The 25,273-nt window shown below is 62.5% G+C and carries 21 protein-coding genes and 1 tRNA gene; 8 read left to right on the plus strand and 14 right to left on the minus strand.

Annotated elements, in window-relative coordinates; all coding sequences use genetic code 11:
- Position 1 precedes the first annotated feature (1 nt).
- From ASB58_RS14735 to ASB58_RS14755, 5 genes are read left to right on the plus strand one after another with little or no spacing between them, the layout of a single operon-like run.
- Complete coding sequence (locus tag ASB58_RS14735) at positions 2–1,228, plus strand: cytochrome c (protein WP_118131395.1); 1,227 nt, start codon at positions 2–4, stop codon at positions 1,226–1,228.
- 19 nt (positions 1,229–1,247) lie between these two features.
- The gene (locus tag ASB58_RS14740) at positions 1,248–2,396 is read left to right on the plus strand and encodes an XdhC family protein (protein ID WP_118131396.1); all 1,149 of its coding nucleotides are present in this window, start codon (positions 1,248–1,250) and stop codon (positions 2,394–2,396) included.
- A complete protein-coding gene (locus tag ASB58_RS14745; RefSeq protein WP_096004383.1) occupies positions 2,397–2,690 on the plus strand; it encodes a putative quinol monooxygenase in 294 nt (97 codons plus the stop codon).
- 8 nt (positions 2,691–2,698) lie between these two features.
- Positions 2,699–3,274 carry a nucleotidyltransferase family protein gene (locus ASB58_RS14750; RefSeq protein WP_235827307.1) on the plus strand — a complete coding sequence of 192 codons (576 nt, stop codon included), beginning with the start codon at positions 2,699–2,701 and terminating at the stop codon, positions 3,272–3,274.
- Positions 3,275–3,291: 17 nt separating this feature from the next.
- On the plus strand, positions 3,292–3,777 hold the full coding sequence (locus ASB58_RS14755; RefSeq protein WP_118131398.1) for a nucleoside 2-deoxyribosyltransferase: 486 nt from the start codon (positions 3,292–3,294) through the stop codon (positions 3,775–3,777).
- Between the two features lie 11 nt (positions 3,778–3,788).
- Here the strand turns inward: ASB58_RS14755 and ASB58_RS14760 are convergent, their stop codons facing one another.
- From ASB58_RS14760 to rpsU, 8 genes are all read right to left on the minus strand, one after another.
- Complete coding sequence (locus ASB58_RS14760; RefSeq protein WP_118131399.1) at positions 3,789–4,550, minus strand: substrate-binding periplasmic protein; 762 nt, start codon at positions 4,548–4,550, stop codon at positions 3,789–3,791.
- A gap of 97 nt (positions 4,551–4,647) precedes the next feature.
- A tRNA-Ile gene (locus ASB58_RS14765) sits at positions 4,648–4,724 on the minus strand.
- Between the two features lie 21 nt (positions 4,725–4,745).
- A complete protein-coding gene (locus ASB58_RS14770) occupies positions 4,746–7,775 on the minus strand; it encodes a bifunctional diguanylate cyclase/phosphodiesterase (RefSeq protein WP_181977946.1) in 3,030 nt (1,009 codons plus the stop codon).
- Between the two features lie 136 nt (positions 7,776–7,911).
- Positions 7,912–10,263 carry a penicillin acylase family protein gene (locus ASB58_RS14775; protein ID WP_118131401.1) on the minus strand — a complete coding sequence of 784 codons (2,352 nt, stop codon included), beginning with the start codon at positions 10,261–10,263 and terminating at the stop codon, positions 7,912–7,914.
- Between the two features lie 139 nt (positions 10,264–10,402).
- A complete protein-coding gene (locus ASB58_RS14780; protein ID WP_118131402.1) occupies positions 10,403–11,170 on the minus strand; it encodes a helix-turn-helix transcriptional regulator in 768 nt (255 codons plus the stop codon).
- Between the two features lie 110 nt (positions 11,171–11,280).
- Positions 11,281–13,140 (minus strand): RNA polymerase sigma factor RpoD, encoded by a 1,860-nt coding sequence (gene rpoD, locus ASB58_RS14785; RefSeq protein WP_118131403.1) that lies wholly within the window; start codon positions 13,138–13,140, stop codon positions 11,281–11,283.
- An 88-nt stretch (positions 13,141–13,228) separates the two neighbouring features.
- A complete protein-coding gene (gene dnaG / locus ASB58_RS14790; protein WP_118131404.1) occupies positions 13,229–15,211 on the minus strand; it encodes a DNA primase in 1,983 nt (660 codons plus the stop codon).
- A 196-nt stretch (positions 15,212–15,407) separates the two neighbouring features.
- On the minus strand, positions 15,408–15,623 hold the full coding sequence (gene rpsU / locus ASB58_RS14795) for a 30S ribosomal protein S21 (RefSeq protein WP_083725792.1): 216 nt from the start codon (positions 15,621–15,623) through the stop codon (positions 15,408–15,410).
- A 206-nt stretch (positions 15,624–15,829) separates the two neighbouring features.
- Between rpsU and tsaD the strand changes: the two genes are divergently transcribed.
- Positions 15,830–16,867, plus strand: a complete 1,038-nt coding sequence (tsaD, locus tag ASB58_RS14800) for a tRNA (adenosine(37)-N6)-threonylcarbamoyltransferase complex transferase subunit TsaD (RefSeq protein WP_118131405.1) — start codon at positions 15,830–15,832, stop codon at positions 16,865–16,867.
- On the opposite strand, the gene plsY is transcribed toward tsaD, so the two are convergent.
- Positions 16,857–17,441, minus strand: coding sequence for a glycerol-3-phosphate 1-O-acyltransferase PlsY (gene plsY / locus ASB58_RS14805; protein ID WP_096004373.1), 585 nt, complete (start codon positions 17,439–17,441; stop codon positions 16,857–16,859). The genes tsaD and plsY overlap by 11 nt on opposite strands.
- 53 nt (positions 17,442–17,494) lie before the next feature.
- Between plsY and folB the strand changes: the two genes are divergently transcribed.
- Positions 17,495–17,857, plus strand: a complete 363-nt coding sequence (gene folB, locus ASB58_RS14810; RefSeq protein ID WP_118131406.1) for a dihydroneopterin aldolase — start codon at positions 17,495–17,497, stop codon at positions 17,855–17,857.
- The gene (gene folK, locus ASB58_RS14815) at positions 17,854–18,396 is read left to right on the plus strand and encodes a 2-amino-4-hydroxy-6-hydroxymethyldihydropteridine diphosphokinase (RefSeq protein ID WP_118131407.1); all 543 of its coding nucleotides are present in this window, start codon (positions 17,854–17,856) and stop codon (positions 18,394–18,396) included. The genes folB and folK overlap by 4 nt, the downstream gene beginning before the upstream one ends.
- Here the strand turns inward: folK and ASB58_RS14820 are convergent.
- From ASB58_RS14820 to ASB58_RS19940, 5 genes are all read right to left on the minus strand, one after another.
- Entirely contained in the window at positions 18,375–19,613 is a 1,239-nt protein-coding gene (locus ASB58_RS14820; protein ID WP_118131408.1) for a multifunctional CCA addition/repair protein, read from the minus strand. The two genes, folK and ASB58_RS14820, sit on opposite strands and share 22 nt — an antisense overlap.
- Positions 19,614–19,807: 194 nt before the next feature.
- Entirely contained in the window at positions 19,808–21,361 is a 1,554-nt protein-coding gene (locus tag ASB58_RS14825) for a SpoVR family protein (protein ID WP_118131409.1), read from the minus strand.
- The gene (locus ASB58_RS14830) at positions 21,358–22,629 is read right to left on the minus strand and encodes a YeaH/YhbH family protein (protein WP_096004368.1); all 1,272 of its coding nucleotides are present in this window, start codon (positions 22,627–22,629) and stop codon (positions 21,358–21,360) included. The genes ASB58_RS14825 and ASB58_RS14830 overlap by 4 nt, the downstream gene beginning before the upstream one ends.
- A 149-nt stretch (positions 22,630–22,778) precedes the next feature.
- A complete protein-coding gene (locus ASB58_RS14835; protein WP_118131410.1) occupies positions 22,779–24,701 on the minus strand; it encodes a PrkA family serine protein kinase in 1,923 nt (640 codons plus the stop codon).
- Between the two features lie 170 nt (positions 24,702–24,871).
- A complete protein-coding gene (locus ASB58_RS19940) occupies positions 24,872–25,144 on the minus strand; it encodes a hypothetical protein (protein ID WP_147336842.1) in 273 nt (90 codons plus the stop codon).
- Between the last annotated feature and the right edge of the window lie 129 nt (positions 25,145–25,273).

A 25,273-nucleotide genomic window follows, 5' to 3' on the forward strand; every position in this document is an offset into this window, starting at 1 on the left:
CATGCATTCGAGCAAAACCCTGTTTGGCGGGCTGGCTCTGGCCGCCCTGAGTCTGCACGTACAGGCCGATGATCAGGCGCTGATCGAGCGCGGCAAGTATCTGGCGGCAGCCGCTGACTGTGTGGCCTGCCACACGGTACCCGGCGGCGAGCCCTTTGCCGGTGGTGTCGAGTTCAAGCTGCCGTTCGGCTCGCTGTATTCGCCCAACATTACGCCGGATCAGCAAACCGGAATCGGCGACTGGAGTGATGCCGAGTTCCTCAGTGCCCTGCACGAGGGTGTCGGCAAGGACGGCAAGCGCTACTACCCGGCGTTTCCCTATACCTCCTACACGCTGATGCCGGATGACGAGGTGCAGGCGATCAAGGCCTATCTGTTCAGCCTGGAGCCGGTCAGCAATACAGTGCCGGAGAACACCTTGAGTTTCCCCTACAACCAGCGCTGGGGCATGTTCTTCTGGAACCTGGTATTCCACGACAACGAGCGCTTTGAGCCTGATCCGTCTCAGTCCGAGGCGTGGAACCGCGGCGCCTACCTGGTAGAGGGCCCTGGCCATTGCGGTGAGTGCCATACGCCGCGCAATTTTGCCCAGGCGCTGAGCAGCAGCCAGCCGTTGGCCGGCAATCTGGTGCAGGGCTGGCAGGCCTACAACATCAGCAGCGACCCGGCTCATGGTATTGGTGCCTGGTCGCCCGCCGAGCTGGTCAGCTACCTTGGCAAGGGCTATGCCCCGGGCAAAGGTGTAGCGAGTGGGCCGATGGGTGATGTGGTCAGTCACAGCTTGCGTCACTTGAGTGACGACGATTTGTCGGCCATCGCGACCTACCTGCTCACCACCGAGCCGCAGAGCGAGGGCGTGAAGCGTCCTGACCCGGTGTCGGCCAGTGCTGAACCGGTGAGTGATGCCGGTTTGGGTGGCCAGTTGTTTGCCGGTGCCTGTGCGGGCTGTCACAGCTGGGACGGCAGCGGCACGCAGAGCCCGGTGGCGACCCTGTCCGGCCTGAAGACCGTGAACGACCCGGCCGGCACCAACCTGCTGAATATCCTGCTGCGCGGGCATACGGCGCCTGAGCTGCGGGTGGACCAGCAGATGCCCAACTTTGCCAAGGCCTATCAGGATGCCGAACTGGCTGCCGTCGGCAGTTTTGTGCTGCAGCATTTTGGCCAGACTGGCGCCAGCCTGAGTGCTGACGACGTCGCCGCGCGGCGCGGCAACACAGGCCATTGAGCCAGTTTGGAGAGCGGGTATGAGTGGGCTGGAGCAATTGCTGGAGGCGGTCGACTCGGCCCAGGCGCTGGGCGAGGAGGCCGTGCTGGCCACTGTGGTCAAGGTAGAGGGCTCCGCCTATCGCCGGCCTGGCGCGCGCATGCTGATCAACGCGCTTGGGCAGACCGCTGGCACGGTCAGTGGCGGCTGTCTGGAGAGCGAAGTGGCGCGCACCGCCTGGTGGCTGACCGAGCGTGGCCCGGCGCTGCGCAGCTACAGCACCGCCGAGGATGCCGAGGACGGCGACGCGGCAGTGCGCTTTGGTCTGGGCTGCAACGGTACCGTGCACCTGTTGTTCGAGCGCGTGCACTCGCCTGCATGTCAGTTGTTGCTGGAGGCCTGTCGCGACCTGTCCGTGCCCAAGCTGCTGGCCACCGTGGTCAACGGGGGGCAACCGGAGTGGCTTGGCCAGCGCCTGCTGCTGGAGCGCGACGGTGGCTTGCGCGGCAATCTGCCGGCGTCGGTGCGGGCGCTACTGCTGCCGGTGCTGGAGCAGGCGTGGCATGCCCGGCGGGCCAGTCTGCATGCCTTTGAACTGCCTGACGGCACGTCGCTGGACGTGCTGGTTGAGCCGCTGCGGCCCGCTCTGCGCCTGGTGATCTTTGGCGGCGGTCATGACGCGCAGCCGCTGGTGCGCATGGCGCGGCTGCAGGGCCTGCATGTAACCGTGGTCGATAGCCGTGCCCACTTTGCGCGAGCCTCTCGCTTTGCTGATGCCCATGTGGTCCTGCACCAGGACCTGGCGACGGCGGAGCACCTGATGCCACTGCTGGAAGACGCCGCCGTGGTCATCATGACCCATAGCCTGCAGCAGGATGCCTGCTGGCTGGCGCTCGCGCTACGTTCATCGGCCTGTTACATCGGTCAGCTGGGGCCGCGCGAGCGTACCGAGCGGCTGCTGGCCGGCGTCGAACGGCCGCTGCCAAGGCAGTTGCACTATCCGGTTGGGCTTGATCTGGGCGGCGATACCCCGGAGGCCGTTGCCCTGTCGGTGCTGGCCGAGATCACCGCGGTGCTGCACCAGCGCCAGGGCGGTAAGCTGCAAGCGCGGCGTTCGGCCATTCATGACCCGGTCACCGTTGAACGGCACGCCCGGGTTGCTTCCCTTTCCTTGAACGAGAATAGCTAGATGTCTGACACCATCACCATTGTTGCCGTACTGCGCGCTGCTGACGGCGCCGCAGAGAAGGTTGCGGGTATTCTGCACCGCGCCGTTGCCCCCTCCCGTGCCGAAGCCGGTTGCCGGGGCTATGTGCTGCACCATGACCGCAGCGATCATCAGCGCTTTGTGTTTGTTGAACAGTGGGCCGACATGGCGGCCATTGAGGCACACCGCCAGGCGCCGCACTATCTGGCGATGGGCAAGGCGCTGGACGGTCTGATCGCCGAGCGCGAAGTCATGCTGCTGGATGCAGTGCCCTGACTACCCGCGTGGCGGCACTGATGCTGGCTGCCGGTAGTAGCCAGCGTTTTGGTAGCGACAAGCGCCGGGCGCCGTTGGCCAGCGGCCAGAGCCTGCTGCAGACCGCCGTAGAGCGAGCACTGAGTGCATTCGGTCAGCTCACGCTGGTGCTACGCGAGGGCGATGACCCGCTTGCCCTGGGCGTGCCTGAAGGCGTCGATGTCCTGTTCAACCCCCACAGCGCGCAAGGCATGGCCAGCTCGCTGGTGCTGGGCGTGCAGCACTTGCAGCAAGGCGGCGCCGCGAGTGTGGCCGTGCTGTTGGCGGATATGCCCTGCCTGCAGGACAGCACGCTGCAGGCGCTGATCGCGGCGAGCGACTCGGGCCTGATTGTGCAGCCGCACTGGCAGGGGCAAGCGGGGCACCCGGTGCTCTTTGGGCGGCGTTTCTGGCCGCAGCTGCTGGCGCTGCAGGGCGACGTCGGCGCCCGCGCGGTTGTGCGGGCCCATGCCGATTGCGTTAAGGTGCTGGCGGTGGCTGATGCTGGCGTCTGTCTGGATGTCGACGAGCCCGCCGTGTTGGCCACCCTGACCCCTTCGATTTGATCTTGCAGGAGAAGCCTGTGCCTTCGGTGTACCTGGCCGGATTCGATGTATTTCACCCCGACGCGCTGGCGCGCGGCGCTTATCTTAAACAGCTGTGCGCCGAGCATGGCCTGCGCGGGCTTTATCCACTGGATGCGCAAGTGCCGGCCACGGAAACCCAGCCGGCGCAATGGATTTGCGATGCCAACCTGCAGGCGCTGCGCAGCGCCGATGCGGTCCTCGCCAATCTGGCCTGCTTCCGCGGCGCCGAGCCTGATTCGGGCACGGTGTTTGAGGTGGGTTTTGCCTGCGCGCTGGGTAAGCCGGTATGGGCCTATTTCCCCGAGCAGCAACCGCTGATCGAGCAGATCCCGCATGATAGCCAGGGGCGCTGCGCTGATGGCTTTCAGGTAGAGGACTTTGGCTTGCCGCGCAACCTGATGCTGGCGTGCAGTTGGGCCGGTGTCAGCAGGTCCGCGGAGCAGGCGGTGATTGGCTTGGCCCGCTGGCTGCGTGCTGCCTGAGGCGGCTGTGTTCAGTCTGTCGGGGCCGGAGCCTGGGCCGCAGACTGGTAACGGTCGACGATACGCTGCAGCTCGCCGTCGCTGCGCAGTTGCTCCAGCGCAGCGCTCCAGGCGTCGACCACCCGGTCTTCGCTGTCCAGGCTGAAGGCGATATAGAGCGGCGCGTGCAATAGCTGGATGGGGATGCGCCGCAGGGTGCCCGGCGCAATATCAAACTGTCTGCTGTAATGCGCGACGCCAATGTCCGTGTCGCCCACAATGATATCGGTGCGCCCGGCCAGCAGCATCTGATAGAGCTGTTGGGTGCCAACCGCGCTTTTGTCGAGGTTGCTAAAGCCCATGCCTTCGAGGCTGGTCGGCACCAGGCCGGCGTGCCGGGTGGTGATGCGCGGCGCCGCATACAGCTGCTCGAGGGAGTTGACGGGCTTTGCATCAGCCCTCTGGTAAGGATAGATGGCCTCGTCCAGCAGCGGCCCTACCCACTTGTACAGCGGCTCGCGCTCGGCGGTGCGAAACATCGAGAACATGATGGTATGAGGACGCTGCTGCAGCTCTCGGCTGGTACGCATGCTGGGCAGCATTACCAGCGGAAAGCGGTCGCCGGTCCGCGTCATGATGGCCCTGATAATGTCGGTGGCGATGCCGACGATCTCGCCGTTTCGCTGGAAGTTGTAGGGTGCCCACTCTTCGGTCACCACGCGGTATGGCTGGGCGAGGGCGGCTGGGGCAAGTGTCAGCGCTAACAGGGCTGCACACAGGCGCGCGTATTTCACAAGGCTCTCCTGCTGCGACGGCTGGCGTTGGGAGTTGCTCTGTATAGCATAGACGCTGGCTGAGGCGATGGGGCAGAACTGCCGAGGGAGGGAAGCATGGTGGGCCCACCAGGACTTGAACCTGGGACCAAGCGATTATGAGTCGCCTGCTCTAACCAACTGAGCTATAGGCCCTTGCTTTTATAACGCGGTGGATTATACGGGGTGCGAGCTCTGGTGACTAGGCACTGCCTTGAGGAAGGCGGCGGCGAATTGGGCGGGTGGCAGTGGCGAGCTGATGAGGTAGCCCTGCACGCTGTCGCAGCCTTGCTCCAGCAACAGCTGCCGCTGCTCGGGCGTTTCTACGCCTTCGGCGACGACGTTCATGCCCAGGTTGTGCGCCAGCACGATAATGGTCTGGCTAATGGCAGCGTCGTGGTGGCTGCCTGGCAGGCCGGAGACAAAGCTGCGGTCGATCTTCAGGGTGTCCAGCGGCAGTTCCTTGAGGTAGGCCAGCGAGGAGTAACCGGTGCCAAAGTCGTCGATGGCCAGCTGAATGTTCATATCGCGGAACAACTCAAGCAGATGAATGGCTTCGCGGTTCTGGTTCATCACAAAGTCTTCGGTAATCTCCAGCTCCAGCAGCTTGGCTGGAACCTGGTGTTCACTCAGGGCGCGCCGCAGGTCGGTGACCAGTTGGGTGCCGACCAGTTGTACCCCGGAGACGTTGATGGCGACGCGCGGCAGTGCCAGGCCCGCCTGGCGCCAGGCGGCGATCTGGGCGCAGGTGAGGTCGATGATGCGGCGGCCCAGGTCGACAATCAACCCGGTTTCCTCCGCCAGCGGAATGAATTGGTCAGGGTCAACCAGCCCGCGCTGCGGGTGCTGCCAGCGCACCAGTGCCTCGACACCGTTGAGGTGGCCGGAGGCCAGATCCTGCTTGGGCTGGTAGTACAGGATAAATTCGTTGCGCTCCAATCCGCGGCGCATGTCGTTTTCCATCTCCATGCGATGCTGGGCGCTGACGGTCAGGTCGCTGGTGTAAAAGGCATAGCGGTTGCGGCCCTGATTCTTGGCCCGGTACATGGCGGCGTCGGCGTGCTTGATCAGGCTGTCTACATCCTCAGCGTCACGCGGGAACAGGCTGATGCCGATGCTGGCGCTGACAAAGAATTCGTGGCCGGCGCAAATAAACGAGCGGCGGAACAAGGCCAGCAGCTTGTCGGCCACCGCAGCGGCGTCGCCGTCGCTGTGCAGGCCGGGTAACAGCACGATGAATTCGTCGCCGCCATGTCTGGCTACGGTGTCGACCTCACGCAGGACCGAACACAGCCGCTTGCTGACCGACTGCAGCAGGCTGTCGCCAACCGAGTGGCCAAGACTGTCGTTGATCTGCTTGAAGCGATCAAGGTCGATGAACAACAGCGCGCCGATCAGATCTGGCTGCGGGTTGAGCTGACTGGTGTGCAGCGCATCGCGCAACCGTGTTTCGAACAGGATACGGTTGGGCAGTCCGGTGAGCGGGTCGTGGTGGGCCTGGTGATCCAGTCTGGCCTGGGTCTGCTTGAGTGGCGTGATGTCGCTGAATACCGCGACCAGGTGGTTGAGGCTGCCGTCGACGTTGAGCACCTGGCTGATGTTGATCCAGGCGGCATACAGGTCGCCGTTGGCTCGGCGGTTCCATGTTTCGCCCTGCCATTGTCCGTGCTCGGCCACGGCGGCGGAGGCCTGTTCCAGGATGTGTCGGTCTTCCGTCTGGCTGCTCAGAAAGCCCAAGGGCTTGCCGATCAGCAGCCTCTCCGGGTAGCCGGTAATGCGGGTGAACGCCTGGTTGACAGCAACCACACGGCTGTTGGCATCGGTAATCAGCACACCTTCGTTGGTGTTCTCGAAGACGGTAGCGGCCTGCCGCAGTGAGCGCTCCATGGCGATGCGCTCGGTGACATCGCGGGCGATGCTCAGCATGCAGTCCTGATTATCAACGTTGATCGCTTCGGTGCTGATTTCGACCTGGCGCACCTCGCCGTTGGCATTGGTTACCTGAGACAGCATGTTGCGTACGCGACCTTCGCGCTGCAGTGTCTCGATCATGCGGTCACGGTCCTCGGCGATGCTCCACAGGTGCAGTGCCAGGGTAGTGTTGCCGACCGCCTGCTGCCGGCTGTAGCCGGTGATTTGCGTGAAACCGTCGTTGACGTCGAGCAGCATGCCGTCGCTGGCGCGGGTAATCAGCAAGCCGTCGGGAGAGGCGTGAAAGGCTCGGGAGAACTTCTGTTCCGACAGGCGTAGTTGTTCCTGGGTGACCTTGAGCGCGGAGATGTCGCGAATCACGACCATCAGGATGGCGCGTTCCTCCAGCGTCACCGCACGGGAGGACAGCAAACCAGTGAACTGGCTGTCGTCGGGGCGGCGGAACTGAACCTCCACGTTGCTTTCAGCCTGGGTATTCAGGCGCTTGAGCAGCGCGGGGCCGGAGCTGGGGTCGGCCCAGATGGTTAGCTCGGTAGCGGTTCGGCCGAGGGCGGCTGCGGCAGGAATGCCAAACTGATCCTCAAAGGTGTTATTGACCGACAGCAGCCGTCCGTCGTCAGCGCTCGCCAGCACAATGACGTCGGGGCAATTGTGAAACACCGAGGCAAACTTCTGCTGCGAAGTGCGTAGCGCCTGCTCAACCAGCTTTTGCTCCTGAATATCGATCAGCAGCCCCTGCAGGGCGACCGCCTCGTATTGCTCAGCGCTGACACTGTTGATCACGGCGCGTACCCAGGTGGCCTTGCCGCAGGGGTGCTGTAGCCGAAAGTCGAAACTGCGACCCTGGCCACCATCAGCCTGCTGCCTGAGCTGCTCCTGTACCCGCACGCTGTCGCGGGGGTGCAAGCGTGCAAGCAAAAAATCCGGTGCTAGCCAGTCACTGATGGGGAGGCCCAGCAGGTCGGCTGCATGGGGGGAAACGTAGGTGAAGCGCAGTGAGGGGTAGGTCATTTCCCAGCTCACGACATGCAGATTCTCGACCAGGCTGCGATAGCGGTTTTGCTGGTGGTCAAGCAGGGCCAGGGTGGCCTTGTGGCGTCGCTGGGCCCGGCGACGCAGCTGGTTCAGGCCGTGCGCGGCCAGCAGCAGTGCGCACGAGAGCAGCAGCATGCCGACCTGAGAGACAGGTACATCCTTGAGTGGCGCGGCGACAGCGGTTTGACACCCTGCGCCAATGATTGCCAGAGCAGCAATACTCCCTGTGGCGGCTTTCATCAAGACAACACCCTGCATCCATGGCGTGACGATAGTATTGTGCCAGTTTAGTCCGATGCAAGGGGCGATGCCCAGCAGCAATGCCGCAGGGCGCGCCGGATGCAGCGCATGGCACTGCATCCGGTCGCAGGGTGGGTTACTCGCTGATCTGGATGCTGCTCTCCAGATTGGCAGCGATATCCTCGGCGGTGTAGGGGAAGGCCAGCCACTGCTTGTCGGAATAGGCCTGGGTGTAGTCCGCGTAGTACGGACTGGTGGGATCGGTGGACTGGGAGTGGCTCAGCAGGGTGAAGGCCCTGACCGGCTCGCCGTCCGGAAACTCCACAATGTGCATGTAGGAGTTGCGCAGCACGGTGAAGTACCCCTCGTTGCCTTCGCCGCCATACTGCGGGATCTGCTCGCCGGGCTTGAGGTAGAACTGCACCTCGCGCAGCGGCGCGTTGAGCGCAATGTTGCGGTTCTCAAGATCGGCCAGGGTCTCGGTGAAGGCGACCTTGAGCTGATCATGCAGGCTGCTGTCGGCACTCAGGCCGTCCGGCGTGTTGACCGGATCGTCGGCGTCAAACGCAGTGGCGTACAGGTCGAGGTCTTCAATGCGATTCCACAGCGCAGTCCAGATGTGGGCGCCCACGGTGTCGAGGTTACCGGTATCGTTCCAGCTGCCGAGGATCTGGCAAGCCTGTTGTTCACGCTCTGGACCATTGGCATCACACACCACGCCAAGCACGCTGTCCTTCAGGCGTTCGGCGCTGTAGACCCGGCTGTTGAGCACGATCTCGCGCAGGTTGTCGCTGGAGGCCAGGAACCCGTTCAGGCCGTCGCTGGCGTTCAGGCGGTCACGCACCAGGGTGTGGCCCATGCGGGTACGCAGGCTCTGCTCGTAATCCTCGCGGCCGATGATGCCGGCGTAGCCGGTCAGCGGATTCTCCGGGTTGCTGAGCCAGTAGCTGTCGTTCATGTTGGCGACGTAGTCGCGGCTGAACAGGCTGGGCAGGTTACCGGGGCCGAAGGCGCCGGGCTGTGCCGCGTCTGCATCGGTTTGCCAGTCACATGCAGCGCGGCTGCCGTCCAGCAGGGGCAGTCCAGGTGCCACTGCCATGACCGCCTCACCCGCGCCGGGCACCAGGCAGGTAGCCAGCATGCTGTCCGGTACGTTGGGTACCACGGTGATATCCGAATACAGCGCCCGCGGGTCGCCGCGACCAATGGCCGTGGTATTGACCCAGGGAATGCCAACGTACTCGCGGGTAATGTTGTAGAAGTCGTCCAGCGACTTGGCCTGGTCCCAGGCGAAGAAGTTCTGGAAGGCGCGAGTGTTTTCCAGATTGGCGTCACGCAGGGTATAGGCGACCTGATTGCCCCAGGCGGGCAGACCCAGTCCGCTCAGGTTGATCATGGGGCCGTACTCGGAGCGGTACATGGTGCGTGTGACCGGTTGCAGGTTGCCGTCACCCTGTTGCACCTGCACGGTGATTTCGACCGGTGTCATGGCAACGTTTTGGCCGTCCTGCACGTAGCTGGTCGGGTCGCCGCTTACCAGCTGCAGCTGGTACAGCGTAAAGCGCCGAGCGGTCGATACGGTGTGTGCCCAGGCAACGTTGTCGTTGAAGCCCATCAGTACCATGGGCGCGCCCATGATGGCGGCGCCGGAAATGTCCATGACGCCGGGCACGGTCATGTGTACCTGATAGAAGCGGTCAACGCCCAGCAGATACCAGTGCGGGTTGGCAAACAGCAGGCCGCCGCCAGACTCGGTGGCGTCTGCGCCAAAGGCAAAGGTGTTGCTGCCGATACCGGCTTCGCGGCCAAGCAGGAAGCGGTCCGAATCGATTTCCGGCTCCTCGCTGGGCAGGCTGCGCAACATGCGAGCGTTGGCGGACGGCGGCTGGGCGGCGGCGATTTCTTCCACCCAGTTGGCGCTGCTGGCGGCCAGGTTGAGCGCTACCAGGCGGCGCAGTACGTCGGCTTCGGTGATGGTGGTCAGCCACTCGGCGTTGCGGCAATCCAGATGACGGTCGGGGTGTTGTCCGTCCTGAATCTCCTCGACGTAACGGCTGTAGCCGGCGGCAAAGCCTGCGCTCAGCTCGAGTAGATCGTCGGGTTGCGCGGTGGTGAAGTTGTCCAGCTGCTGCTCGTCGAGCAAGAAGCGGAAGAAAAAGTCGGCTTCCAGGTTGGTCGGTGTGCCGAAGGTGCCCATGATGGCAGCCTGTTCGTCTGGTCCGAAATAGCGCGAGCGCTCGCCATTGAAGGTCACATAGGCGTCGGCCAGTACGCAGAGGTTGTCTTCGGCAATCGCGTAGCCATGGCCGTAGCCGGCGCCGCCAATGGTGTCGGCGCTGATGTGTGGGATGCCATAGGTGGTGCGTTCGATGGTAGCGCTGTACGACGGGCTGGTGTCGTTGTCACTGCCTCCGCCACTCCCTCCAATCTTGCAGCCAGACACAAGCAGGGCGGCCGCCAATAGGCAGGCCGGTCGGGTGTACTGCATAGTCACGTCCTCTTGTTTTTATTGGTTCAGGCAGATGCCTGCGCACCAGACTAGGGCAGTTACTGGCGCGGGACTTGAACGCAGCGGCTATTTGCCGGGGCAAAGGATGGCAGAAGAGGGTAGTTGAGGCGCGCAGCCGTCACAGCATGTGCACCTGCACAGACTTGGCGACGTAGGAAGGCGTCAGGCCAAAGAACTGTTTGATGGTGCGGGTCAGGTGCGCGGAGTCGGCAAAGCCGACGTCGTAGGCCACGGCGGACAGGCTCTCGCCCTGGGCGATCAACTCGACTGCTCGGCGCATGCGCGCCCAGAGGATGTAGCTTTTGATCGACAGCCCCAGCTTTTCGGAGAACAGGTGAGAGAGGCGGTCGGCAGACAGGCCGACTTCGTCTGCCAGCTCGGCTACGGTGCTGGTCAGCGGCAATTCGCGCTTGATCTTCTGGGCAATATGCAGCGCACGGATGTCCATGTTCAGGTTGATGGGCTGGTAGCCGCTGATAGCCCTGGGCATGCGGGTGGTCAGACGGAACAGCAGGTCGCGGCTGCAGGTGCCTTGGCCGATTCGGCGCAACTCATCTTCTTGCAGGCTACCGGGCTGCAGGATCACCGGCTTGACCGGCTGCTTGCCAAGAAAGTGCGACAGGGCGTGAAATTCATAGCTTTGCGGGTCGTAGTTCAGCGACAGCAAGCCGGAGTCGGGGGTCTCCAGCGAGCGCGAGGTTTGCCGGGCGACCAGTGCGGCCTGATAGCGCTGACGTCGGCCGCTGGCGTCGCCGAGCGCAAAGCCGGCCGCGTCGAGGGCGATTAGCAGTGTCACGGTGTGACGCTGGGTCAGGTCTGACGCCATGCCCGCTGTGATGTAGAGAAAGCGGTCGTCCCAGACGTACAGATGGTTCTGATGCTGCATATCCTGATGCTCACAAGCCGGTTTTATCGTTATTGGCTGTGCGACTGTAGCAGAAAGCAGAAACAAAACGCCCGGCTCAAGGCCGGGCGTTGTAGCCGCATACTGCGTGCTTACTCGTCGAGGAAGCTGCGCAGGTGATCGCTGCGGGTCGGATGGCGCAGCTTGCGCAGCGCCTTGGCTTCGATCTGACGAATCCGCTCACGGGTAACATCGAACTGTTTACCAACCTCTTCCAGCGTGTGGTCGGTGTTCATGTCGATGCCGAAGCGCATACGCAGGACCTTGGCTTCACGGGCAGTGAGGCCGGACAGGACGTCGCGGGTCGCTTCCTTGAGGTTCTCCACGGTAGCCGAATCGATCGGTGACTCCATGGTGCCGTCTTCGATGAAGTCGCCCAGATGCGAGTCTTCATCATCACCGATGGGGGTTTCCATCGAGATCGGTTCCTTGGCGATCTTCAATACCTTGCGGATCTTGTCCTCAGGCATTTCCATGCGCTCGCCCAGCTCTTCCGGTGTCGGCTCGCGACCCATCTCCTGCAGCATCTGGCGGGAGATACGGTTGAGCTTGTTGATCGTCTCGATCATGTGCACCGGAATGCGGATGGTGCGCGCTTGGTCCGCGATGGAGCGGGTGATCGCCTGACGAATCCACCAGGTGGCATAGGTCGAGAACTTGTAGCCGCGACGGTATTCGAACTTGTCCACCGCCTTCATCAGACCGATGTTGCCTTCCTGGATCAGGTCAAGGAACTGCAGGCCACGGTTGGTGTACTTCTTGGCGATGGAGATCACCAGACGCAGGTTGGCCTCGACCATTTCCTTCTTGGCGCGGCGGGCACGGGCCTCGCCGATGGACATGCGACGGTTGATGTCCTTGATCTCGGAGATAGTCAGGCGCGAGGCTTCTTCCAGCTCGGCCAGCTTCTTCTGGGCGCGCAGGATGTCGCCCTTGAGCGCTTCGAGGCCTTCGCTGTAACGCGGCTTGTCGGCCAGCAGCTCGTCAACCCAGCCTTCATTGATCTCGTTGCCAGGGAAGCTGCGCAGGAAGTCGGCGCGCGGCATGCGAGCGTCACGCACGCACAGCTGCATGATGGCGCGTTCTTGCTGACGAATCTGGTCCTGGGCACCACGCACGCGGGTAACCAGCGCTTCGTACTGTTTGGGGATCAGCTTGATCGGCATGAACAGGGTGGCCAGAGCCTCCTGCTCGGCGACAACCTTCGGGTTGTTGCGCGGATGCTTCTTCAGTGCCTTTTGCAGCTTTTGCAGTTGTTCTGCAATGGCGCCAAAGCGCAGACGGGCTACTTCCGGATCCGGACCGCCGTCGCCCTCGTTGTCATCATCGCTGTCGTCATCGCTGTCATCTTCTTCCTCGTCGTCGTCCTCGGACTTTTTCTGGTCCTTGGCCTTGGCGGCGGGAATGTCAGCGTTGTCGGCGCCGGACATGCCGTCGTCATCAGGGTCGATGTAACCGCTGAAGATGTCGGACAGGCGGCCACCTTCTTCGACTACGCGAGCGTAGTCGGCGAGGATGCCGTCAACGGTGCCGGGGAACATCGAAATGGCCGCCATGACCTCGCGAATGCCTTCCTCGATACGCTTGGCGATTTCGATCTCGCCTTCGCGGGTCAGCAGTTCGACGGTACCCATTTCGCGCATGTACATGCGCACCGGGTCGGTGGTACGACCAATGTCGGTTTCAACGGCGGCGAGGGCAGCGGCAGCCTCTTCGGCAGCGGCTTCGTCGGCGTCGTTGTCAGCCAGCAACAGCGCGTCGGCGTCAGGTGCTGCTTCGAACACCGTGATGCCCATGTCGTTGATCATGCGGATAATGTCTTCCACCTGCTCCGGATCGGAGATATCCTCGGGCAGGTGATCGTTGACCTCCGCATAGGTCAGATAGCCCTGTTCGCGACCACGTGCGATGAGCTCTTTGAGACGGGATTGCTGTTGCGCTTTTCCGGACATAACAACCCTTGTGGATGCCTTGGTGTGCAAAAAAGTGAGCTGCGGATTATACCCTGATTTCAGCTGCCGACGCCACTTGAAGAGGCTGTCAGCTGTCGCCTTTCGCCATGTTGCGGCTATTCAGAAGGTCCCGTAGCTGTTGCTTCTCCTCGCTGGAGAGTGGTTCTTTGACCGATTTGTCGAGGAGCTGTTCGATGCGACGCTCGGATTGACGAGCGGATAACTTGTTTATGGTGTCGAAAAACTGTTGTTCAAGGTTGGCGCTGGGAATATTCAGCAGCCACTCCTGTTCAGCCAGGCGGTTGAGCTGCTCGCCGAGGGCGGTGCCATGCCAACGTGCCAGTAGCTCAATTGTAGTCAGCCCCGGCTGTTTCTGCGCCGCCTCGATCAGTGCGACCAATAGCCGCGCTTCATCTTCGTTCTCGTCTGCCAGCTGATTGGCCTGCTGCACATGCGCCGCCAGGTGCGGGTGGTGCAGCAGGGTGCGCACTGCCTGCAGTAGTGGACTGTCGACCGCGCGTCGTGGCCCCTTGTGGCCTGCCGGACGGGCGTCGCGCGGACGGTCTTTGCGCCATTTCTGTCGGCCTTCACCCCAGTCCTTGTTCTTGCCTTTGCCCTGCTGTGGTGGTGGCGGGCTGTCCATACCTTCGGGCAGGTAGTAATCCTGGTCCGGTGCCTCGCGTTCGCTCCAGTCATCCCAGGCGCCGGCGGGCAGGTCGTCGTAGCTGGGGCCGTGCTCTGGTGCGGCCGGTGTTTCATCCGGCAGGCTGGCGGGTACGACCTCATCCAGATCGACGCCGGTCTGCTGCTGCAGCGACTGGCGTAGCAGGCGGCGCAACAGGCTGCCTGGCACCTGCTCGATCAGTGGCAGCGCCAGAGCGGCCATATGTGCCTTGCCTTCCAGGCTGTCGGCCCCGGCTTCCTCGGCCAGGTGTCGAAACAGGTAGTCGGTCAGCGGTTGGGCGTCGCGACTGAGGCGGCGCCGGAAAGCGTCCGTGCCTTCCTCGCGAATCATGCTGTCCGGGTCCTGTCCGTCGGGCAGGAACAGAAAGCGCACGTGGCGGCCGTCTTCCAGTACTGGCAGTGCTGCGTTCAGTGCGCGCCAGGCTGCTTGGCGGCCGGCGCGGTCACCGTCGAAACAGAACACCACGCTGTGTACCAGGCGGAACAGTCGCTTCAGATGGTCTTCGCTGGTGGCGGTGCCCAGGGTGGCGACGGCATTGGTGACGCCGTGTTGTGCCAGGGCGATGACGTCCATGTAGCCTTCGACTACCAGGATTTCCTCAAGCTGGCGGTTCTGCTGCTTGGCCTCATACAGCCCGTACAGCTCCTGGCCCTTGTGAAAGACCGGGGTCTCGGGGGAGTTCAGGTACTTGGGTTTTTCGTCACCCAGTACCCGGCCACCAAAGCCGATGACGCGGCCGCGGCTGTCGCGGATCGGAAACATGATGCGATCGCGGAAGCGGTCGTAGCGCTTGCCGCTATCCGGATTCTCGACCACCAGGCCGGCTTCGATCAGCGCCTTTTGCTCGCTGGTGTCGCGGCTGAGGTGCGACATCAGGTTGTCCCAGCCCGGAGGTGCCAGGCCCAGGTCATACAGCTTGGCGATCTGACCGGACAGGCCTCGGCCCTTCAGGTAGCCCACAGCGCGCTGGCGTTGGGGGTGCTGGCGCAGTTGCTGTCGGTAATAGGCGGCGGCCTGTTCAAGCAGGGCGTAGAGCGGGTTGTCCTTGCGCGGCGCCCGTGGGCCCTGGCGCTTGTCGCTGCGCTCCTCGTACTGCACCTCTACGCCGGCCTGGCGTGCAAGCTCTTCCACCGCCTGGGGAAACTCCAGGCGATCAAAGTCCATCACGAAGCCGAGCGCGTTTCCGCCAGCGCCACAGCCAAAGCAGTAGTAAAACTGCTTGTCCGGGCTGACGCTGAACGAGGGCGATTTTTCGTTATGGAACGGGCATAGGGCGGAGTAGTTCTTGCCGGTCTTCTTCAGTTTCAGGCGCGAGCCGACCGTCTCGACAATGTCGGTACGGGCGAGCAGGTCGTCAATGAAGCTCTGAGGAATAAGTCCGGCCATCTACCTGTCTGTCCTGTGCGGCAGCGCGGCCTGGCAGGCGCACGACGCTCAAGTGGACCATAAACGCAAAAATCCAGCCAGTTCCTTGCGGAAGGCCGGACAGATGCGTGTTCCAGTCGAATATCAGTCTGCGCGATACGCCCTGTTGACTATCGGTGGGCCTGCGATCAGGCCCGGCAGAACTGAGGCGTGGAACTCAGTACAGACGCTCGCGGCGACGTTGCTCGCGCTGGATCTTCTTGGCGTGACGCTTAACAGCGGCAGCAGCCTTGCGCTTGCGCTCGGTAGTGGGTTTTTCATAAAACTCACGACGGCGTACTTCAGCCAAAACACCGGCTTTTTCGCAGGAGCGCTTGAAACGACGCAGGGCCACGTCGAAGGGTTCGTTCTCTTTAACTTTGACGGCAGGCATGTCGTACCTTTCTCAAACGTTGGTAATCTTGCCCCAGGCAGCTGGCCTGCGGCGATTGCATTTCAAGGGACGCGGATGTTACCGCCTTCATTGGATAAATGCAAAGGCTATGATGCCCATAAAGGCAAAAAACTGGCCTGTGGGCGCTGGGCTGATTATGATGCGCGGCTTATGACATCGATGTGAAACGAGGCACAGGTTAAGTCATGCGCGTCTTGGGTATTGAAACCTCCTGCGATGAAACCGGTATCGCACTGTATGACAGCGAGCGCGGCCTGCTGGCCGATGCGTTGTTCAGCCAGATCGATCTGCACCGTGTGTACGGCGGTGTGGTGCCCGAGCTGGCCTCGCGTGATCACGTCAAGCGCCTGGTGCCGCTGATGCGCGAGGTCTTTGCCAACGCCGGGCTGCAGCCGGGCGAGGTGGACGCTGTCGCCTACACGGCCGGCCCGGGGCTGGTCGGCGCGCTGCTGGTCGGCGGCGCCTGCGCCCGAGCCCTGGCCTTCGCCTGGGGTGTGCCGGCGCTGGGCGTGCACCACATGGAAGGGCATCTGCTGGCACCGATGCTGGAAGAAACGCCGCCGGCCTTCCCCTTTGTTGCGCTGCTGGTCTCCGGTGGTCATACGCAACTGGTGCGGGTGGATGGCATTGGCGAGTATGAGCTGCTGGGCGAGTCGCTGGACGACGCTGCTGGCGAGGCATTCGACAAAACCGCCAAGTTGATGGGGTTGCCGTACCCCGGCGGTCCGGAGATTGCCCGGCTGGCCGAGCAGGGCCGTCCCGGTGCCTTTGTTTTTCCGCGTCCGATGACCGACCGGCCAGGCTTGACCTTCAGTTTCAGTGGTTTGAAAACCGCTGTGCTGACAGCCTGGCAGGCGTGTTCCGAGCAAGGTGAACCGGATGCTCAGACCTTGGCTGACGTAGCCCTGGGCTTTGAGACGGCGGTGGTCGAGACGCTGACCATCAAGTGCCGTCGGGCACTCAAGCAGACGGGACTCAAGCGGTTGGTGATTGCGGGGGGCGTGAGTGCAAACCGTCGCCTGCGTCAGCAGCTCGAAAGCATGACCGCCGAGCTCAAGGGCAATGTGTACTACGCGCGGCCGGCCTACTGCACCGACAACGGCGCGATGATTGCCTATGCCGGTTGCCAGCGGCTACTGGCCGGTCAGCAGGACGACGGCGGGATCGAAACCCGCGCGCGCTGGCCGATGGAGCAGTTGCCGCCGATTGCCGTCAAGGCCTGAAGCGGTTTTCTACACCCGCCAGCAGGCGGCCGATATTGAGGCGATGGCGCAGCAGGATCAACAGTACCATCAAGGTCACCGGCAGTAGCAGGCTGGGTGCCAGCCATGCCAGTGACGGCGGCAAGGACAGCGCCGCCAGCAGGGACGCCAGCGAGGCGATGCGTTGCCAGTAGAAGGTCAGTAACCAGAGCGTGGCGGCGATCAGCGCGGCAGGCCAGCAGAGCATCAGTGTGACACCGGCGGCGGTGGCGACACCTTTGCCGCCTTGCAGGCGATGGAAGATGGGCAGAATGTGGCCGCATACGGCGGCGAGTCCGACCCAGCCCTGCTGCAGGCTGGACAGCTCGGCGTAGCGGGCCAGCGCGACTGCCAGCGCGCCTTTGCCCAGGTCGCCAGCCAGGGTGGCCAGCGCCAGGGAGCGGTTGCCCAAACGCAGCATGTTGCTGGCGCCGGGGTTGCCCGAGCCCAGCTTGCGCGGATCGGGCAGGTGGCGCACACGGCTGATCAGCACGGCGAAGGAGACCGAGCCGAGCAGGTAGGCGATGATCAGCCAGAATAGAAAGTGGGTATGCATGCAGCTGCCCCGGGCAAAATGACGTTTGATTGTAGTCGACACGGGAGCGTGCTGTGGATCAGGTTTTTATCAGAGGGCTGGCGGTGGACACGGTGATCGGTGTCTACGACTGGGAACGCACCATCACCCAGCAGTTGGTCTTTGATCTCGACATGGGCTGGAATATTCGCCCGGCGGCCGCCGAGGATGAGCTGGCGCATACGCTCAACTATGCTGCCATCAGCGAGCGGCTGCAGGCGTTTGTCGAGCAGAGCCGCTATCTGCTGGTAGAAACCTTGGCCGAAGAGCTGGCAGCAACGCTGATGCGCGAGTTCGGTATCCCCTGGTTGCGCTTGCAGGTAACCAAGCCGGGCGCCGTGCCGGCAGCTGCCGGCGGGGTCGGCGTAATCATCGAACGGGGAGTCAAAACCGCGTGACCAGGGTTTATCTGGGCATCGGCAGCAATACCGGCCGTGAATATCACCTGCTGCGCGGGCTGGATGCACTGAGCGAGCTGTGCGGTGAGCTGCAGTTGTCGCCGCTGTTCGAGAGTGATGCGGTTGGTGTGCTGGGCAAGCGTTTTTACAACATGGTGGTGGGGGTAGAAACGCACCTGAACCTGGCTGACCTGAACGCGGCGCTCAAGGCGATTGAAGCCGCGTGTGGTCGCCGTGAGTCACCGTTGCCGGGCCGCATCACCCTGGATATCGACGTGCTGTGCTATGGCGATCTGAGCGGCGTGCATGACGGCATCGTGCTGCCACGCCCTGAGGTCACCCGCAATGCCTTTGTGCTCTGGCCGCTGGCCCTGCTGGCGCCCCAGCAGCGGTTGCCGGGCGCTGGGCAGACGTTTGAACAGCTGTGGGCTAACTGGCAGGGCAGCCAGTCACTGTGGCCGGTGGCGTTCAGTTGGCGTGATCGCGAGCTGACGCCTGGGCATCTGCTGGCTGACCATCAGCCGCGCGAGGCCTTGTAGTCACTCAACGCTTCTAGCCGTGCCTGCTCCAGCGCGCGGCCCATGTCGGCTCCCTGCAGTCCCTTTTCCAGCAACGGTTGAATGTCCACGCCGCGTGCGGCTCCTGCCGCGCCGCGCAGGTAGTCCGCCTGCGGGTAGGGGCGAGTCTCAAACCCGGTGCGACCTTGCGCGTCGGCGATGCATACCGCCAGAAACTGCTCGAAGCGCTCCGCTCGGCGGTAAATATCCAGCGCCTTGAACAGTTTGAGCAGCGTTTGCGGGCGCAGCTCCAGTGCGCGATGGCAGTGGGTGTGGTACTCGCAGGCCAGATACGCCAGCTCTTGGCAGTCGCGCGGCGCCTTGCAGCGTTTGTTGACCGCTTTCACAGCCTTCAGGCCGCCAGTCTCGTGTCCGTGGTGTTTCGGCCAATGTTGCGGTGGCGTCAGCCCCTTGCCCAGATCGTGCAGCAGGCAAGCCCAGCGGGCTGGCAGCGGCAGGTGCTCTCTCGCCGCAATCTGCAGCACCTGGAGCACGTGCACGCCGGTATCAATCTCCGGGTGGTGCGCTTCGGGTTGTGGCACCCCAAACAGCGCGTCGACCTCTGGCAGCAGCTCTGCCAGCGCGCCGCAGTCACGCAGCACCTGGATGAAGACATCCGGGTTGGGTTCCATCAGGGCGCGGCTGATTTCCTTCCAGCTGCGCTCGGCAGTCAGCTCCCTGAGCTCTCCTGACTCGCTCAGCTGGCGCATCAGCGCCATGGTGTCATCGGCCACGCGGAAGCCCAGATGGGCGTAGCGCGCTGCAAAGCGGGCTACCCGCAGTACGCGCAGCGGGTCTTCGGCAAAGGCGGGGGAGACATGGCGTAGTGTCTTTGCCTGCAGGTCCTGCTGTCCGCCATAGGGGTCGATGATCTGCCCGTCTTCGGTCTGCGCCATGGCGTTGACCGTCAGGTCGCGGCGGACCAGATCTTCTTCCAAGGTGACGTCCGGGCTGGTGTGAAAGACGAACCCGCCGTAACCCACCCCGCTCTTGCGCTCGGTGCGGGCCAGCGCGTACTCCTCGCCGGTTTGCGGATGCAGGAATACCGGGAAGTCCTGCCCGACCGGCTTATACCCCGCCTGTTGCAACTGCTCCGGCGTAGCGCCTACCACAACCCAGTCGCGTTCGCTGACAGGCAGGCCGAGCAGTTGGTCGCGGACGGCGCCGCCGACCAGGTAGGTGGAGTAACTCTCAGGCATCGACACGATCTCTGGATAAAGGGGGGTAGATTCAAGCTTCAAGCTGCAAGCTGCAAGCAAAACCCGCGCGGTGTCGAGTCGCGCGGGTTTTCTTTTGGCTGCGTATCGCAGCAGAATCTTGAGAAACACTTGGCGGCCTAGCGGCCGAACTCATCCTGATCAGGCTTGCAGCTTGCAGCCGGCGCTCTGCGCCGTCAGATCGGCGGTATATTCAGATCAAATTTGGGCAGTCGCTCTTCCTCCGGCTCGGGGCGTGGGGGAATGTGGGCTTCGCTGATCACGCGGTTGCCGTCGAGGCTCTGCAGGTGGATATCGAAGCCCCACAGCCGGTGCAGGTGGCGCAGCATCTCGTTGGTTGACTCGCCCAGCGGCTTGCCCTGATGTCGTTGGTGACGCAGCGATAGCGAGCGGTCGCCACGGCGGTCCACCGACCAGACCTGGATATTGGGCTCGCGGTTGCCGAGGTTGTATTGCGCTGCCAGCAACTCGCGCACGGCGCGATAGCCGCTGTCATCATGAATCGCGGCAACTTCCAAATGGTCGTCGGCTTCGTCGTCGACGATGGCAAACAGTTTGAAGTCGCGAATCACCTTGGGCGACAGGTACTGCAGGATAAAGCTCTCGTCCTTGAAGGTGCGCATGGCGAACTTCAGCGTTTCCAGCCAGTCACTGCCGGCAATGTCGGGGAACCAGCGGCGATCTTCCTCGGTCGGGTGTTCGCAGATGCGGCGAATGTCCTGCATCATGGCAAAGCCCAGTGCGTAGGGGTTGATGCCGCTGTACCAGTTGCTGTCGAACGGCGGTTGATAGACCACGCTGGTGTGTGACTGCAGAAACTCCATCATGAAACCGTCGGTGACCTTGCCCTCGTCGTACAGGTGATTGAGCAGGGTGTAGTGCCAGAAGGTAGCCCAGCCCTCGTTCATCACCTGGGTCTGGCGCTGCGGGTAGAAGTACTGTGCGATCTTACGCACGATACGCACGACCTCGCGCTGCCAGGGCTCCAGCAGCGGCGCGTTTTTCTCAATGAAATACAGCAGGTTTTCCTGCGGCTCGCTGGGGTAGCGCACTGCATCATCGGCCTCGGTGTGATGGTGCGGGTTGACCGGAATGGTGCGCCATAGCTCGTTGACCTGGCGCTGAAGGTGTTCTTCGCGCTCGCGCTGGCGCTGGCGTTCCTCGGCAGCAGAGATCGGGTAGGGGCGTTTGTAGCGGTCAACGCCGTAATTCATCAGCGCGTGGCAGGAGTCGAGCAGATCCTCGACGGCGTCGATGCCGTAGCGCTCCTCGCACTCGCTGATGTACTGCTTGGCGAACACCAGGTAATCGATGATGGCGCTGGCGTCGGTCCAGCTGCGGAACAGGTAGTTGCCCTTGAAAAAGGAGTTGTGCCCGTAACTGGCGTGGGCGATCACCAGTGCCTGCATGCACATGGTGTTCTCTTCCATCAGGTAGGCGATGCAGGGGTCGGAGTTGATGACAATCTCGTAGGCCAGGCCCATGTGGCCGCGACGGTAGCCCTTTTCGGTGGCGAGAAAATGCTTGCCGTAGGACCAGTGGTGATAGCCCAGCGGCATGCCGACCGAAGCGTAGGCATCCATCATCTGCTCGGCGGTGATGACCTCGATCTGATTGGGGTAGGTATCCAGGCCGTAGACCTCATGGGCAATCCGGCCGATCTCCTGGTCGTACTCGCGGATCAGCTCGAAGGTCCACTCTGAACCGGTGGAAATAGGCGTGCGGCTCATGTCGCCATCCTCTTCTGGAACAGCTTGCGAAACACCGGGTAGATGTCCCCGGCGTCGACGATCTGCTGTTGGGCGAAGCTGTCGGCAAAGTGCTCGGCGACCGCTTCGTACTCGTGCCACAGGGTCTGATGCTCGCGCGGGGTGATTTCCACGTAGCAGTAGTACTGCATCGCCGGCATGATCTGGCGCACCAGCAGGTCGCGGCAGATCGGCGAGTCGTCGTTCCAGTTGTCGCCGTCGGAGGCCTGGGCGCAGTACAGGTTCCACTCGCCCGGCGGGTAGCGGTCCTCGATGATCTGTTGCATCAGCCGCAGGGCGCTGGAGACGATGGTGCCGCCGGTTTCGCGCGAGTAGAAGAACTCCTCCTCATCCACCTCCTTGGCGCTGGTGTGGTGACGGATGAACACCACGTCGATGCGCTCGTAGTTACGGCGCAGGAACAGGTAGAGCAGGATGTAAAAGCGTTTGGCCAGATCCTTGGTGGCCTGGGTCATGGAGCCGGAGACATCCATGAGGCAGAACATCACTGCCTTGGAAGATGGCGTGGGCTGCTTGACGATCAGGTTGTAGCGCAGATCAAAGGTGTCGAGGAAGGGGATGCGCTCGATGCGATTGCGCAGCGCGGAAATCTCTTCCTGCAGGCGCTGGATACCGCTGAGATCATCCGGGTGATCAAGCCTGAGCTGTTCGAGTTCGGCGCGCGCCTCGCGCAGCCGCTTGCGGCTGCCGCCGCCCAACGCGATGCGGCGGGCCTGGGCGGCGCGCATGGAGCGGACGATGTTGATGCGAGAGGGGTTGCCCTGCTGGCTGATGCCCGCGCGCACCGGCTTGAAGGTATCGGTACCGGTCAACTGGCGCTTGACCAGGTTGGGCAGGGCGAGGTCTTCGAACATAAAGTCGAGGAATTCGTCCTGGGTGATCTGAAAGACAAATTCGTCCATCCCCTCGCCGCTGTTGCCGGCTTGGCTGCCACCCTGACCGCCGCCACCGCCCTCTGGGCGAGCGATGCGGTCGCCGCTGGCGAACTCGCGGTTGCCCGGGTGTACCTGGGTCTGGCGACCGCCCTTGCCGTGATGAAAGATGGGCTCGTCGATATCGCGATTGGGGATGCTGATGCTTTCGCCGTGCTCTATATCGGTGATCGAGCGCCGCCCGACGGCGTCTTCGACCGCCTTCTTGATATGTGATTTGTAGCGCCGCAGAAACCGCTGACGGTTCACGGTGCTCTTGTTCTTGCCGTTCAGACGACGATCAATCACGTAGCTCATTCAAGGCCCTCCGGGCCAGCCGCAAGCCATAAGCTGCAAGCTTGAAGCTGGCCGTGCTGCTATCGGGCGCCGCGCAGAGTCTCAGGCGGCGCCGCGCTGCTTGCCGCTTGAGGCTTGCGGCTTGTCGCTGCCCAGTCAAGGCGCAGCCGTCACTGGGCTTTACGCACCCGCAGATACCATTCCGACAACAGGCGCACCTGCTTCTCGGTGTAGCCGCGCTCGACCATCCGATGCACGAAGTCGTTGTGCTTCTTCTGGTCTTCGGTCGAAGCCTTGGCGTTGAAGCTGATGACCGGCAGCAGGTCTTCGGTGTTGGAGAACATTTTCTTCTCGATCACCACGCGCAGCTTTTCGTAGGACAACCAGCTCGGGTTCTTGCCGTTGTTGTTGGCCCGCGCGCGCAGTACGAAATTGACGATCTCGTTGCGGAAGTCCTTCGGGTTGCTGATGCCGGCGGGCTTCTCGATCTTCTCCAGCTCCTCGTTGAGCGAGGCGCGGTTGAGGATCTCGCCGGTTTCCGGGTCGCGGTACTCCTGATCCTGAATCCAGAAGTCGGCGTAAAGCACGTAACGGTCGAAGATGTTCTGGCCATACTCGCTGTAGGACTCCAGGTACGCGGTCTGGATTTCCTTGCCGATAAACTCGACGTAGCGTGTGGCCAGGTATTCCTTGAGAAAGCGCAGATAGCGTTCGCTGACGTCGTTTGGAAACTGCTCCTGCTCGATCTGCTGCTCCAGCACATACAGCAGATGCACAGGGTTGGCAGCCACCTCGGTGGTATCGAAGTTGAATACCTTGGAGAGGATCTTGAAGGCAAACCGGGTCGACAGACCGTTCATGCCCTCGTCGACGCCAGCCGAGTCACGGTATTCCTGGATCGACTTGGCCTTGGGGTCGGTATCCTTCAGGTTCTCGCCGTCATAAATGCGCATCTTCGAGTAGATGTTGGAGTTCTCCGGCTCTTTCAGGCGTGACAGGACGGTGAACTGGGCCAGCATCTTCAGCGTGTCGGGCGCGCAGTGGGCATTAGCCAGCGAGCTGTTGGTCAGCAGCTTCTCGTAGATCTGGATCTCGTCGGTGACCCGCAGGCAATAGGGCACCTTGACGATGTAAATGCGGTCAATGAACGCCTCGTTGTTCTTGTTGTTGCGGAAGCTGTGCCATTCGGACTCGTTGGAGTGGGCCAGGATCACGCCGTTGAACGGGATCGCGCCCATGCCCTCGGTGCTGTTGTAGTTGCCTTCCTGGGTGGCCGTGAGTAATGGATGCAGCACCTTGATCGGTGCCTTGAACATTTCGACAAACTCCAGCAGACCCTGGTTGGCACGGCACAGGCCGCCTGAGTAGCTGTAGGCGTCCGGGTCGTTCTGCGGAAACTCTTCCAGCTTGCGAATATCCACCTTGCCGACCAGCGAGGAGATGTCCTGGTTGTTCTCATCGCCGGGTTCGGTCTTGGCGACGGCGATCTGCTGCAGCACCGAGGGGTAGAGCTTGACCACCCGGAACTGGGAAATATCGCCGTTGAACTCGTGCAGGCGCTTGACCGCCCACGGCGACATGATGCTGTTGAGGTAGCGCTGCGGGATACCGAAGTCTTCTTCCAGAATGGCGCCGTCTTCGCTGGCGTTGAACAAGCCCAGCGGCGACTCGAATACCGGTGAGCCCTTGATGGCGTAAAAGGGGACCTGTTGCATCAGCTCCTTGAGCTTTTCGGCCAGCGAGGACTTGCCGCCACCGACCGGGCCCAGCAGGTAGAGAATCTGTTTGCGTTCCTCCAGGCCCTGCGCGGCGTGTTTGAAGAAGGAGACAATGTGCTCAATGGCGTCCTCCATGCCGTGAAAGTCGGCGAACGCCGGATAGCGCTTGATGATCTTGTTGGAAAAAATCCGCGACAGGCGCGAGTCCAGTGAGGTGTCGATCAGTTCGGGTTCGCCGATGGCCATCAGCAGGCGTTCGGCGGCGGTGGCGTAAGTGGTCGGGTCGGTTTTGCACAGCTCCAGGTACTCCTGAAGGCTGTACTCTTCCTGCCGGGTGGCTTCAAAGCGGTTCTGAAAATGACTGAAAATGCTCATGACTCGACCTCGCAGCAGCTGAGGTCGCACCCACCTGTGGCGCAAGTCAGGTAGGTACAGACCCCCGGGATGAGGTCTGGCGCTTCCGGGCAGCAGCCCGCACGACGCGCTTTACCGGGCGACGGCATGTCCTGATGCGTGAATCCCCCAAAACGCAACTGCGAGCATGGTCAGGAGTCTGTCGGAGGCGCCGGGCGGCCAATCGGTGACTGGTCGGACGGTGGATCCGGCAGGCTCCCGTGTTTATCGGAAGCCGGCAGACCGACGTTCTCTTTCTTGATTCGCCTGACTTCAGGATAGATGCAAATACGCTTGGCAACAGAAGATTTCACAGGAAATTTTGTTGCAAGAGTGTGAAGGCGCGGCTGGCGGGGCTTGCGGGCGAGTTGTTTATACGGGTTGTGGAATGAGTTTTGGTCGTTGCGCAAAAGTGCTGTTGTCATGGCGCGGTCCTGCAGTGCGCAGGATCAGTGCTTCGTTGCGAATCGGGTGGGCGAGTGTGCACTGGGGTTTGTCCCGTTTACGCGGGCGAGTAGCGCAGGGCTGACGGGAAATAGGACGGCAGCATGTTT

The sequence above is a fragment of the Pseudomonas abyssi genome (assembly GCF_003444685.1).
Classification (GTDB): domain Bacteria; phylum Pseudomonadota; class Gammaproteobacteria; order Pseudomonadales; family Pseudomonadaceae; genus Halopseudomonas; species Halopseudomonas abyssi.